The 13,222-nt window shown below is 71.1% G+C and carries 10 protein-coding genes; all 10 read left to right on the forward strand.

The genetic code is table 11. The annotated features are described in order from the left end of the window. Positions 1 to 13 precede the first annotated feature (13 nt). The 10 genes from nuoE to nuoN are packed head-to-tail and all read left to right on the forward strand — an operon-like array spanning position 14 to position 13,142. The gene (nuoE, locus tag ABFY07_RS27270) at positions 14 to 823 is read left to right on the forward strand and encodes an NADH-quinone oxidoreductase subunit NuoE (protein WP_346177041.1); all 810 of its coding nucleotides are present in this window, start codon (positions 14 to 16) and stop codon (positions 821 to 823) included. Continuing rightward, positions 823 to 2,205: an NADH-quinone oxidoreductase subunit NuoF gene (gene nuoF / locus ABFY07_RS27275; RefSeq protein WP_346177016.1), complete on the forward strand. Its 1,383-nt coding sequence runs from the start codon at positions 823 to 825 to the stop codon at positions 2,203 to 2,205. Before nuoE ends, nuoF begins: the two co-directional genes overlap by 1 nt. Further along, entirely contained in the window at positions 2,202 to 4,697 is a 2,496-nt protein-coding gene (locus ABFY07_RS27280) for an NADH-quinone oxidoreductase subunit G (protein WP_346177017.1), read from the forward strand. The genes nuoF and ABFY07_RS27280 overlap by 4 nt, the downstream gene beginning before the upstream one ends. Continuing rightward, positions 4,694 to 6,058: an NADH-quinone oxidoreductase subunit NuoH gene (nuoH, locus tag ABFY07_RS27285; protein WP_346177018.1), complete on the forward strand. Its 1,365-nt coding sequence runs from the start codon at positions 4,694 to 4,696 to the stop codon at positions 6,056 to 6,058. The genes ABFY07_RS27280 and nuoH overlap by 4 nt, the downstream gene beginning before the upstream one ends. Further along, positions 6,051 to 6,668: an NADH-quinone oxidoreductase subunit NuoI gene (nuoI, locus tag ABFY07_RS27290; RefSeq protein WP_346177019.1), complete on the forward strand. Its 618-nt coding sequence runs from the start codon at positions 6,051 to 6,053 to the stop codon at positions 6,666 to 6,668. Before nuoH ends, nuoI begins: the two co-directional genes overlap by 8 nt. Then, complete coding sequence (locus ABFY07_RS27295) at positions 6,665 to 7,588, forward strand: NADH-quinone oxidoreductase subunit J (RefSeq protein WP_346177020.1); 924 nt, start codon at positions 6,665 to 6,667, stop codon at positions 7,586 to 7,588. Before nuoI ends, ABFY07_RS27295 begins: the two co-directional genes overlap by 4 nt. Further along, complete coding sequence (nuoK, locus tag ABFY07_RS27300; RefSeq protein WP_065962866.1) at positions 7,585 to 7,884, forward strand: NADH-quinone oxidoreductase subunit NuoK; 300 nt, start codon at positions 7,585 to 7,587, stop codon at positions 7,882 to 7,884. The genes ABFY07_RS27295 and nuoK overlap by 4 nt, the downstream gene beginning before the upstream one ends. A gap of 15 nt (positions 7,885 to 7,899) precedes the next feature. After that, the gene (gene nuoL / locus ABFY07_RS27305; RefSeq protein ID WP_346177021.1) at positions 7,900 to 9,840 is read left to right on the forward strand and encodes an NADH-quinone oxidoreductase subunit L; all 1,941 of its coding nucleotides are present in this window, start codon (positions 7,900 to 7,902) and stop codon (positions 9,838 to 9,840) included. Between the two features lie 3 nt (positions 9,841 to 9,843). Next, on the forward strand, positions 9,844 to 11,493 hold the full coding sequence (locus ABFY07_RS27310; RefSeq protein WP_346177022.1) for an NADH-quinone oxidoreductase subunit M: 1,650 nt from the start codon (positions 9,844 to 9,846) through the stop codon (positions 11,491 to 11,493). Continuing rightward, positions 11,490 to 13,142 (forward strand): NADH-quinone oxidoreductase subunit NuoN, encoded by a 1,653-nt coding sequence (gene nuoN, locus ABFY07_RS27315; protein WP_346177023.1) that lies wholly within the window; start codon positions 11,490 to 11,492, stop codon positions 13,140 to 13,142. Before ABFY07_RS27310 ends, nuoN begins: the two co-directional genes overlap by 4 nt. Positions 13,143 to 13,222: the final 80 nt, after the last annotated feature.

Here is a 13,222-nt window from a genome sequence, read left to right on the forward strand (position 1 = left end):
TGTCCAGCTGGGAATGCCGCAGCTCCCCGCCCCCGACTACCCGGCCGAGGTCCGGGCGCGGCTCGAGGCGGATGCCCGGGAGGTGATCGCCCGCTACCCCGACAGCCGCAGCGCGCTGCTGCCGCTGCTGCACCTGGTGCAGTCGGAGGAGGGCCATGTCACCCGCACCGGCGTCCGGTTCTGCGCCGAGATGCTGGGCCTGACCACCGCCGAGGTCACCGCGGTCGCCACCTTCTACACGATGTACCGGCGCGGGCCCTCCGGCGACTACCAGGTGGGGGTGTGCACCAACACCCTGTGCGCGGTGATGGGCGGCGACGCGATCTTCGAGGCCCTGCAGCGCCATCTGGGCGTCGGCAACGGGGAGACCACCGAGGACGGCAAGATCACTCTCGAGCACATCGAGTGCAACGCGGCCTGCGACTACGCGCCCGTGGTGATGGTCAACTGGGAGTTCTTCGACAACCAGACCGTGGAGTCCGCCACGCGGATGGTCGACGACCTGCGGGCGGGCCGCACCGTCGAGCCGACCCGCGGCGCGCCGCTGTGCACCTTCAAGGAGACCGCGCGCATCCTCGCCGGCTTCCCCGACCCGCGCCCGGGCGCGGTCGAGGCGGGCGGCAGCGCCGGCCCGGCCTCGCTCGTCGGGCTGCGGCTGGCCAAGGGGGAGGCGGCGCCCGGCCGGGTCGTCTCGCCCAGGTCCGCCGACTATCCGTCGGACGAGGAGGCGCCCGCGCACCCGAGCTCCCATGACGCGCCGCAGCGGACCTCCGCCTCCGACCCGCACCACCCGTCCGGTCCGGTCGCCGAGGAGGGGGAGTGATGACCGTGACAGTCGAGCGGGGCGAGTCCAGCCCCGAGAAGCTGCTGGCACCCGTGCTGTCGTCGTTCTGGGACGAGCCGAAGTCCTGGACCCTGGACACCTATCTGCGCCACGAGGGCTACGAGGGCATGCGCAAGGCCCTCGCCATGCCGCCCGACGACGTGATCGCGCTGGTGAAGGACGCGGGCCTGCGCGGCCGCGGCGGCGCGGGCTTCCCCACCGGGATGAAGTGGCAGTTCATCCCGCAGGGCGACGGCAAGCCGCACTACCTGGTCGTCAACGCGGACGAGTCCGAGCCCGGCACCTGCAAGGACATCCCCCTCCTCTTCGCCAATCCGCACGCCCTCATCGAGGGCATGATCATCGCCTGTCACGCCATCCGCTCCGAGCACGCCTTCATCTATCTGCGCGGCGAGGTCGTGCCCGTGCTGCGGCGGCTGCACGAGGCCGTACGCGAGGCGTACGAGGCGGGCTACCTCGGTACGGGCGACGCGCGCCGGCGGAAGCTCGGCCTGGACGGCCTTCCGGATCTCGACATCACCGTGCACGCGGGCGCCGGCGCGTACATCTGCGGCGAGGAGACCGCGCTGCTGGACTCCCTGGAAGGGCGGCGCGGCCAGCCCCGGCTCCGGCCCCCCTTCCCGGCGGTCGCGGGTCTGTACGCGTGCCCCACTGTCGTCAACAACGTCGAGTCCATCGCGTCGGTTCCCGCCATCCTGCACAAGGGCAAGGAATGGTTCCGGTCGATGGGCAGCGAGAAGTCCCCGGGCTTCACGCTCTACTCGCTGTCCGGGCACGTCGCCAACCCCGGCCAGTACGAGGGCCCGCTGGGCATCACCCTGCGGCAGCTGCTCGACATGAGCGGCGGCATCCGGCCCGGCCACCGGCTGAAGTTCTGGACGCCGGGCGGCTCTTCGACGCCGCTGCTCACCGAGGAGCACCTGGACGTCCCCCTCGACTACGAGGGCGTGGGCGCCGCCGGGTCGATGCTCGGCACCAAGGCGCTCCAGTGCTTCGACGAGACGACCTGCGTGGTGCGCGCGGTGACCCGCTGGACCGAGTTCTACGCGCACGAGTCCTGCGGCAAGTGCACGCCCTGCCGCGAGGGCACGTACTGGCTGGTCCAGCTGTTGCGCGACATCGAGGCGGGCAAGGGCCGCATGGAGGACCTGGAGAAGCTGGCCGACATCGCCGACAACATCAACGGCAAGTCCTTCTGCGCGCTGGGCGACGGCGCCGCCAGCCCCATCTTCTCCTCCCTCAAGTACTTCAAGGAGGAGTACGAGCAGCACATCACCGGCGGCGGGTGCCCCTTCGACCCCGCCAAGTCCACCGTGTGGGCCGACGACCCGAGCTCCACTCACCTGGGGGTGAACGCATGACCGTGACCACCAATGCACCCTCCGGAGGCGGAGAGGCGGCGGTGCCGCGCGAAGATCTGGTCTCCGTCACCATCGACGGCATCGAGATCTCCGTCCCCAAGGGGACCCTGGTGATCCGCGCGGCGGAGCTGCTCGGCATCGAGATCCCCCGCTTCTGCGACCATCCGCTCCTGGACCCGGCCGGCGCCTGCCGCCAGTGCATCGTCGAGGTCGAGGGCCAGCGCAAGCCGATGGCCTCCTGCACGATCACCTGCACCGACGGGATGGTGGTCAGGACGCAGCTCACCTCGCCCGTGGCCGAGAAGGCGCAGCGCGGGGTGATGGAGCTGCTGCTGATCAACCACCCGCTGGACTGCCCGGTGTGCGACAAGGGCGGCGAGTGCCCGCTGCAGAACCAGGCGATGTCCACCGGGCAGGCGGACAGCCGCTTCGAGGGCCGCAAGCGCACCTTCGCCAAGCCGGTGCCGATCTCCCCGCAGGTGCTGCTGGACCGTGAGCGGTGTGTGCTGTGCGCGCGCTGCACCCGCTTCTCCAACCAGGTCGCGGGCGACCCGATGATCGAGCTGCTGGAGCGCGGCGCCCTTCAGCAGGTGGGCACGGGCGAGGGCGACCCGTTCGAGTCGTACTTCTCCGGCAACACCATCCAGATCTGCCCGGTGGGCGCGCTGACCTCGGCCGCCTACCGCTTCCGGTCCCGCCCCTTCGACCTGGTGTCCTCGCCCAGCGTGTGCGAGCACTGCGCGGGCGGCTGCGCGACCCGCACCGACCACCGGCGCGGCAAGGTCATGCGCCGGCTCGCGGCGGACGACCCCGAGGTCAACGAGGAGTGGATCTGCGACAAGGGGCGCTTCGGCTTCCGCTACGCGCAGCTGCCCGACCGGCTCACCACCCCGCTGGTGCGCAACCGGGAGACGGGCGAGCTGGAGCCGGCGAGCTGGCCCGAGGCGCTGGAGGCGGCGGCGCGCGGCCTGGCCGCGGTCCGCGGCCGGGCGGGCGTGCTGACCGGAGGCCGGCTCACCGTCGAGGACGCCTACGCCTACGCCAAGTTCGCGCGGGTCGCCCTGGACACCAACGACATCGACTTCCGGGCCCGGGCGCACAGCGCCGAGGAGGCCGACTTCCTGGCCACCCAGGTGGCGGGCCGGGGCCGCGACCTGGACGGCGGCGGGCTGACATACGCCGCGCTGGAGAAGGCCCCGGCCGTCCTCCTGGTCGGCTTCGAGTCGGAGGAGGAGGCGCCCGGCGTCTTCCTGCGGCTGCGCAAGGCCCACCGCAAGCACGGCCAGCGGACCTTCGCCCTGGCCACCCACGCCACCCGGGGCCTGACGAAGGCGGGCGGCACGCTGCTGCCCGCGGCCCCCGGCACCGAGACCGAGTGGCTGGACGCGCTCGCGGGCCGCACCGGCCTGGACGCCGACGGGGAGCGGGCCGCCGAGGCGCTGCGCGCCGAGGGCGCGGTGATCATCGCCGGTGAGCGGCTCGCGGCCGTGCCGGGCGCGCTGACCGCCGCCGTACGGGCCGCGGCCGCGACCGGCGCCACGCTGGTCTGGATCCCGCGCCGGGCCGGTGAGCGGGGCGCGATCGAGGCGGGCGCGCTGCCCGGGCTGCTGCCCGGCGGCCGGCCGGTCGCCGACCCGCGGGCCCGCGAGGAGACCGCCGCCGCCTGGGGCGTGGCCACACTGCCCGGCCGGGCGGGCCGCGACACCACCGGGATCGTCGAGGCCGCGGCGGGCGGCGAGCTCGGCGCGCTGCTGGTCGCCGGCGTCGAGATCGCCGATCTGCCCGACCCGGCGCGGGCCCTCGCGGCCCTGGAGTCGGTCGGCTTCCTGGTCAGCCTGGAGCAGCGGCCCACCGAGGTCACAGCGCACGCGGACGTGGTGCTGCCGGTCGCGGCGGTCGTCGAGAAGTCGGGCACCTTCCTCAACTGGGAGGGGCGGGCCCGGCCGTTCGAGGCGGCCATCAAGCCCGACCAGATGACCCGCCGGCACGTCCTCCCCGACGCGCGCGTGCTGCACATGCTGGCCGACGCCATGGAGGCGCCGCTCGACCTGCCGGACGTGCACGCCGTACGGGCCGAGCTGACCCGGCTGGGCACCTGGCGCGGGTCGCGCGGCATCGGGCCGATGGAGACCGGCGGTCCGCTGCCCCGCCCCGGCGAGGGCGAGGCGCTGCTCGCGGGCCACCGGCTGCTGCTGGACCAGGGCCGACTCCAGGAGGGCGACCCGGCGCTGGCCGCCACCCGGCACGCGGCGGTGGCCCGGCTGTCCCCGGCGACCGCGGCGGAGGCGGGGGTGCGGGACGGGGAGACCCTACGGGTCAGCGGCCCGGCCGGGTCGGTCACGCTGCCCCTGGCGGTGACCGCGATGCCGGACCGGGTGGTCTGGCTGCCGCTGAACTCCACGGGCGGCGGCGCGTACCGCGACCTGGGCGCCCGCCCCGGTGAACTGGTCAAGATCGGCGCTGTCGCGACGGAACCGGAGGTGACCGCATGAGCTACCTCGCCGCGGAAGACCTGTCGATGTTCGGCCACGACCCCTGGTGGCTGGTCCTGATCAAGGTGGTCTTCTGCTTCGCCTTCCTGATGGTGACCGTGCTGATCTCCATCGTCATGGAGCGCAAGGTCGTCGGCTGGATGCAGCTGCGCATCGGGCCCAACCGGCACGGCCCCTGGGGCATGCTGCAGTCCCTCGCGGACGGCGTGAAGCTGATGCTCAAGGAGGACATCGTCGTCAAGGGCGCGGACAAGGTGGTCTACGTCCTGGCGCCGATCGTCGCGGCCATCCCCGCCTTCATGGCGGTCGCGGTCATCCCGTTCGGCCCCGCCGGAAACGAGATCTCGATCTTCGGGCACCGCACCGCGATGCAGCTCACCGACCTGCCGATCGCGATCCTCTACATCCTGGCCACCGCCTCGGTGGGCATCTACGGCATCGTGCTGGCGGGCTGGTCGTCCGGCTCGACGTATCCGCTCCTCGGCGGCCTGCGCTCGTGCGCCCAGATGATCAGCTACGAGATCGCGATGGGCATGTCCTTCGCGGCGGTCTTCCTCTACTCCGGGTCGATGTCGACCTCCGAGATCGTCAACTCCCAGCACGACCGCTGGTACGCGCTGCTGCTGCCGGTCTCCTTCATCATCTACATCATCGCGATGGTCGGTGAGACCAACCGCGCCCCCTTCGACATGCCGGAGTCCGAGGGCGACCTGGTCGGCGGCTTCAACACCGAGTACTCGTCGATCAAGTTCGCGATGTTCATGCTCGCCGAGTACATCAACATGGTCACCGTCTCGATGGTCGCGGTGACCCTCTTCCTGGGCGGCTGGCGGGCGCCATGGCCGATCAGCACCTTCTGGGCGGGGGCCAACCACGGCTGGTGGCCCATGCTCTGGTTCATCGGCAAGGTGCTCTCGCTGCTGTTCGCCTTCGTCTGGATCCGCGGCACGCTGCCGCGGGTGCGCTACGACCAGTTCATGAAGCTGGGCTGGAAGGTGCTCATCCCGGTCTCGATGGTCTGGCTGATGCTGGTCGCGACCGTGCGGGCGCTGCGCAACGAGAACTACGACTACCAGGACATCGTGCTGTACGTCGGCGGCGCGGTCCTCGCGCTCCTGCTGCTGTCGTTCGTCGTCGACATCTTCCGCGACCGCGAGGCTTCGCGCTCCGCGGCTTCCGCGGAGACCGAGGAGGGCCCGGAGCCCGCCTTCGACCCGATGGCCGGCGGCTTCCCGGTGCCGCCGCTGCCCGGCCAGACCCTGCCGCCCGTACCGCGCCGACGCCCGCGACACGAACGCGAGCTGATTGTCAGTGGCGGGCCCGACACTGTCAGTGACGGAAAGGAGGCCGACGGTGTCTGACTTCCAGAACCCGGTGGCCGGCTTCGGCGTGACCTTCAAGGCCATGTTCAAGAAGCGGCTCACCGAGCAGTACCCCGAGGTGAAGAAGCCGACCGCGCCCCGCTTCCACGGACGCCACCAGCTCAACCGCCACCCGGACGGGCTGGAGAAGTGCGTCGGCTGCGAGCTGTGCGCGTGGGCCTGCCCGGCGGACGCGATCTATGTCGAGGGCGCGGACAACACGGACGAGGAGCGCTACTCCCCGGGCGAGCGCTACGGCCGCGTCTACCAGATCAACTATCTGCGCTGCATCCTGTGCGGCCTGTGCGTCGAGGCCTGCCCCACCCGGGCGCTGACCATGACCAATGAGTACGAGCTCGCCGACCGGACCCGCGAATCGCTCATCTACACCAAGGAGGAGCTGCTCGCGGGTCTCGAGGAGGGCATGGTCGACTCCCCGCACGCGATCTACCCCGGCATGGACGAGCAGGACTACTACCGCGGTCTGGTGACCGAGGCCGCGCCCGGGACGCAGCGCCAGGTCGCCGTCAGCAAGGGCGAGGTCCCCCCGGGCGGGGCCGCGCCGGTCGCGGGCGACGAGGAGCTGCGGCAAGAGGGGGTGCAGTCATGACGCTGGCCGCCGCCGCGAGCACCACCTCCACCGGCGAGGCGGTGCAGTTCTGGATCCTCGCCACCGTGGCCGTGATCGGCGCGCTGTGCACGATCCTGATGCGCAAGGCCGTGCACAGCGCCCTGTGCCTGGCGGGCACCATGATCGTCCTGGCGATCTTCTACCTCGCCAACGGCGCGTACTTCCTGGGCGTCGTCCAGATCGTCGTCTACACCGGCGCGATCATGATGCTGTTCCTCTTCGTCGTCATGCTGGTCGGCGTCACCGCCGCCGACTCGCTGAAGGAGACGCTCAAGGGGCAGCGCTGGCTCGCCGCGCTGTGCGGGGTCGGCTTCGGCATCCTGCTGTGCGCCGGGATCGGCAACGCCTCGCTGAAGAGCTTCAACGGCCTCGGCCAGGCCAACTCCGGCGGCAATGTGGAGGGCCTGGCCGCCCTGATCTTCACCAAGTACGTCTTCGCCTTCGAGATCACCGGCGCGCTGCTGATCACCGCGGCGGTCGGCGCGATGGTGCTGACCCACCGCGAGCGCACCGAGCGGGCGCTCAGCCAGCGCGAGCAGTCCGAGCGGCGGGTGCGCAGCGGCAAGCAGGTTCCGCCGCTGCCCGCCCCCGGCGTCTACGCCCGGCACAACGCGGTGGACATCCCCGGCCTGCTGCCCGACGGCACGCCCTCCGAGCTCACGGTCAACGCGACGCTGCGCGGCCGCGGCCAGGTCCGCGACGTCTCCGGGGAGGCGCTGGCCGAGCTGGCCGCGCTGGAGCAGCGCTCGGCGCGCTGGCTGGGGCGTGACGCCAAGGGCGGCAAGGGTGGCAAGGGCCCGAAGGGCGCCGACCGCCGCGAGGGCGGGGGCGGCGCGGACCAGGCCGCCGATCCGGCCGGCGCCGGACATCCGGAGGACTCGAAGGGGGTCGCCAAGTGAATCCGGTCAACTACCTCTACCTGTCGGCCCTGCTGTTCACCATCGGCGCGGCCGGCGTGCTGATCCGGCGGAACGCGATCGTCCTGTTCATGTGCGTCGAGTTGATGCTGAACGCCTGCAACCTGGCGTTCGTCACCTTCTCCCGGATGCACGGCAATCTCGACGGCCAGATCATCGCCTTCTTCACGATGGTCGTCGCGGCCGCCGAAGTCGTGGTCGGTCTCGCGATCATCGTGACGGTCTTCCGCTCCCGCCATTCGGCCTCGGTCGACGACGCCAGCCTGATGAAGCTCTAGAAGGGTCGCGTTCACGTGGAGAACCTCATCGGATTGCTCGTCGCGGCCCCGCTGCTCGGCGCGGCCCTGCTGCTGTGCGGGGGGCGGCGGCTGGACGGCAAGGGCCACTTGCTGGGCACCGCGCTCGCGGTCGCCTCCTTCGTGATCGGGGCCGTGCTCTTCGCCGACATGCTCGGCCGGGACGAGCACGACCGGGCCCTGCACAGCCACCTCTTCAGCTGGATCCCGGTGGGCGGCTTCCGGGCGGACGTCGCCTTCCAGCTCGACCAGTTGTCGATGACCTTCGTGCTCCTGATCACCGGTGTGGGCAGCCTGATCCACATCTATTCGATCGGCTATATGGAGCACGACGAGCGCCGACGCCGCTTCTTCGGCTATCTCAACCTCTTCCTCGCGGCGATGCTGCTGCTCGTCCTCGCCGACAACTACCTGCTGCTGTACGTGGGCTGGGAGGGCGTCGGCCTCGCCTCGTACCTGCTGATCGGCTTCTGGCAGCACAAGCCCAGCGCGGCCACGGCGGCGAAGAAGGCGTTCATCGTCAACCGGGTGGGCGACGTCGGCCTGTCGATCGCCATCATGCTGATGTTCACCACCTTCGGGACGTTCGCCTTCGCCCCGGTGCTCTCCCACGCGACCGACGCGAGCGAGGGCAAGCTCACCGCCATCGGGCTGATGCTGCTCCTGGCCGCCTGCGGCAAGTCGGCGCAGGTGCCGCTCCAGTCCTGGCTCGGGGACGCCATGGAGGGCCCGACCCCGGTCTCGGCCCTGATCCACGCGGCCACCATGGTGACCGCGGGCGTCTATCTGATCACCCGCTCGGGCGCGATCTTCAACGCCGCGCCGGACGCGCAGACCGCGGTGGTCACCGTGGGCGCGGTCACCCTGCTCTTCGGTGCGATCGTCGGTTGCGCCAAGGACGACATCAAGAAGGCCCTGGCCGGCTCGACCATGTCGCAGATCGGCTACATGATCCTCGCGGCCGGGCTCGGCCCGATCGGCTATGTCTTCGCGATCATGCACCTGGTCACCCACGGCTTCTTCAAGGCGGGGCTCTTCCTCGGCGCCGGCTCGGTCATGCACGCCATGAACGACGAGGTCGACATGCGCAAGTACGGGGGCCTGCGGAAGTACATGCCGGTCACCTTCGTGACCTTCGGGCTGGGCTATCTCGCGATCATCGGCTTCCCGGGCCTGTCAGGCTTCTGGTCCAAGGACAAGATCATCGAGGCGGCCTTCGCCAAGGGCGGCACGGAGGGCTGGATCCTGGGCGGCGTGGCGCTGCTCGGCGCCGCCATCACCGCGTACTACATGACCCGCGTGATGCTGCTGACCTTCTTCGGCGAGAAGCGCTGGGGCACCACCCCGTCGCCGGAGGAGCCCAGCGCCGAGCCCGCCGCCGAGACCGCCGGGGCGCACGCCGAGCCGCACCCCCACGAGTCGCCGAAGTCCATGACCATCCCGATGATCGTGCTGGCCTTCGGATCGGTGTTCGCGGGCGGGCTGTTCAGCCTCAACGACGCGTTCCTGAAATGGCTGGAGCCCGTCACCAGCCACAGCCACGGAGACTCCCCGATCGGCGCCGCCACCGTCACCGCCGGGACCATGGTCGTCCTGCTGATCGGCGTCGGGCTCGCCTGGGCGCAGTACGGGCGCCGCCCCGTCCCGCGCACCGCCCCGCGCGGCAGCCTGCTCACCCGGGCCGCGCGGCGCGACCTGCTCCAGGACGACTTCAACCACGTCGTGCTCGTCAAGCCCGGCCAGTACCTCACCCGCGGCCTGGTCTACGTCGACCACAAGCTGGTCGACGGCGTGGTCAACGGCACCGCGGCCTCGGTCGGCGGGCTCTCCGGCCGGCTGCGCAAGCTCCAGAACGGCTATGCCCGTTCGTACGCGGTCGGGATGTTCGCCGGTACGGCGGCGCTCATCGCCGCGACCCTGCTGATGAGGGCGGTCTGAGTCATGTCATTTCCCCTGCTGACGGTCACGGCCGCGGTGCCCGCGCTGGGCGCGGTCGCCACCGCCGCCGTGCCCGCCGCCAAGCGCTCCGCCGCCAAGTGGGTGGCGCTGGGCTTCTCGCTGGCCACGCTCGTCCTGGCGGCGATCGTGCTGGTGCGGTTCAACCCGGGCGGCGCCCACTACCAGCTCACCGAGTCCCACGCCTGGATCAAGGACTTCGGGGTGCGGTACGAGCTGGGTGTGGACGGCATCGCGGTCGCGCTGATCGCGCTGACCGCGGTCCTGATCCCCTTCATCATCCTGGCCGGCTGGCATGACGCCGACCCGCTGGAGGAGGCCCGGCCCAACCGCCGCTGGCGGCCCACCCAGGGCTTCTTCGCGCTGATCCTGATGGTCGAGGCGATGGTGGTGATCTCGTTCGAGGCCACCGACGTCTTCCTCTTCTACATCTTCTTCGAAGCCATGCTGATCCCGATGTACTTCCTCATCGGCGGCTTCGGGGACCGGGCCGGAGGGCGGTCCGAGGAGGAGACGGCCACCCAGCGCTCGTACGCCGCCGTCAAGTTCCTGCTCTACAACCTGGCGGGCGGGCTGATCATGCTGGCCGCGGTGGTCGGGCTGTACGCGGTCACCGCCGACGACCTGGGCACCGGCACCTTCTCGCTGCAGCAGATCACCGACGCTCGGGCCGCCGGCACGCTGGACTTCGCGACCGGCACCGAGCGGCTGCTGTTCCTCGGCTTCTTCTTCGCCTTCGCCGTGAAGGCGCCGCTGTGGCCGCTGCACACCTGGCTGCCCAACGCGATGGGGGAGGCCACCGCCCCCGTCGCCGTGCTGATCACCGCCGTGGTCGACAAGGTCGGCACCTTCGCGATGCTCCGCTTCTGCCTCCAGCTCTTCCCGGAGGCCAGCAAGTGGGCCACCCCGGTGATCCTCGTCCTCGCCCTCATCAGCATCATCTACGGGGCGCTGCTGGCGGTCGGCCAGCGGGACATCAAGCGGCTGGTGGCCTACGCCTCGATCTCCCACTTCGGCTTCATCATCCTCGGCATCTTCGCCATGACGACGCAGGGCCAGGGCGGAGCCACCCTCTACATGGTCAACCACGGGATCTCGACCGCCGCGCTGATGCTGGTGGCCGGCTTCCTGATCTCGCGGCGCGGGTCGCGGCTCATCGCCGACTACGGCGGGGTCCAGAAGGTCGCCCCGGTGCTGGCCGGCACCTTCCTGATCGGCGGTCTGGCCACCCTCTCGCTGCCCGGCCTGGCGCCCTTCGTCAGTGAATTCCTGGTCCTGGTCGGCACCTTCAGCCGCTATCCGGCGATCGGCGTGATCGCCACCGTCGGCATCGTGCTGGCCGCGCTGTACGTCCTGGTGCTCTACCAGCGCACCATGACCGGGCCGGTGAAGGCCGAGGTGCGGGGGATGCCCGATCTGAAGGTGCGCGAGCTGGTGGTGGTGGCGCCGCTGATCGCGCTGCTGATCTTCCTCGGCGTCTACCCGAAACCGCTGACCGACATCGTCAACCCGGCGGTCGATCACACGCTGTCCGTGGTGGACAAGAAGGATCCCAAGCCCGATCACCCCGTCACTGACGCGGGCTGGTTCCGCTACAGCCCGACGCACGACGGTGCTTCCGGAGGTGCCAAGTGAGCCACGCGGCCACTGTCCACACCCTGTGGACGACGGCGTCGGTCTCGCCCGACAAGATCCCCTCGCCGGACATCGAGTACGGCCAGCTGGCGCCCACCCTGATCGTGCTCGGCGCGGCGATCGTCGGGGTGCTGATCGAGGCCCTGCTGCCGCGCCGCCACCGCTACGCGGCCCAGCTCTTCGTCTCCGTGGTCGCCCTGGCCGCGGCCTTCGCCGCCGTCCTGGGCCTGGCGGCCGGGGACTACGGCACGACCAAGGCGCGCATCGCGGCCATGGGCGCCATCGCGGTGGACGGGCCCGCGCTCTTCCTGGAGGGCACGATCCTCCTGGTCGCGCTGGTCGCGGTCTTCACCTTCGCCGAGCGGCGGCTCGACCCGGCGGCACACGGCAATCGCGTCGACTCCTTCGCCGCGCAGCCGGCCGCCGTCCCGGGCGGCGAGGCCGAACAGGCGGCCGTGAAGGCGGGCTTCACCACCACCGAGGTCTTCCCGCTGGTCCTCTTCGCGGTCGGCGGCATGCTCGTCTTCCCCGCCGCCAACGACCTGCTGACCCTCTTCGTGGCGCTGGAGGTCTTCTCCCTCCCGCTGTACGTGCTGTGCGCGCTCGCCCGGCGGCACCGCATGCTCTCGCAGGAGGCCGCGGTCAAGTACTTCCTGCTCGGCGCCTTCTCGTCCGCCTTCCTGCTCTTCGGGATCGCACTCCTGTACGGCTACGCGGGTACCGTCACCTACGCCGGGATCGCCGATGTGGTCGACGGCCAGGTCGGCGACATCACCCCGGCGCTCGCCGGGACCATGGGCAATGACGCGCTGCTGCTCATCGGCGGCGCGATGGTGCTGATGGGTCTGCTGTTCAAGATCGGCGCGGTGCCCTTCCACATGTGGACGCCGGACGTCTACCAGGGCGCCCCCACCCCGGTGACCGGCTTCATGGCGGCGGCGACCAAGGTCGCGGCGTTCGGCGCGCTGCTGCGACTGCTGTATGTGGTCCTGCCGGGGCTGCGCTGGGACTGGCGGCCGGTGATGTGGGGCGTCGCGATCGTCACCATGCTGGGCGGCGCGATCGTCGCGGTCACCCAGACCGATGTGAAGCGGCTGCTGGCGTACTCCTCGATCGCCCACGCCGGCTTCATCCTGGCCGGTGTCATCGCCACCACCCCCGACGGCATCTCCTCGGTCCTCTTCTACCTGGCCGCGTACTCCTTCGTGACCCTCGGCGCGTTCTCCGTGGTCACCCTGGTGCGCGACGCGGGCGGCGAGGCCACGCACCTGTCCAAGTGGGCCGGGCTCGGCCGCCGCTCGCCCCTGGTGGCCGCGGTCTTCGCGGTCTTCTTGCTGGCCTTCGCCGGGATCCCCCTGACGAGTGGTTTCGCCGGGAAGTTCGCGGTCTTCAAGGCGGCGGCGGACGGGGGCGCGGGCGCGCTGGTGGTGATCGGTGTGATCTCCTCGGCGATCGCCGCGTTCTTCTACATCCGGGTGATCGTGCTGATGTTCTTCAGCGAGCCGCGGACCGAGGGGCCGTCGGTGGCCGTGCCGTCCCCGCTGACCTCGGCGGCGATCGCCATCGGCGTCGTGGTGACGATCGTGCTCGGCGTCGCCCCGCAGTACTTCCTCGACCTGGCCGGCCAGGCGGGCGTCTTCGTGCGCTGAGCCGCGCGTCGCCGCCCCCGGCCGCCCGGCGGCCGTCCGCCCGGTCCCCGCGTGGGGGCCGGGCGGTCGGGCTTCAGGGC

The sequence above is a fragment of the Streptomyces sparsogenes subsp. cuspidosporus genome, from assembly GCF_039532705.1.
Taxonomy (GTDB): Bacteria; Actinomycetota; Actinomycetes; order Streptomycetales; family Streptomycetaceae; genus Streptomyces; species Streptomyces sparsogenes.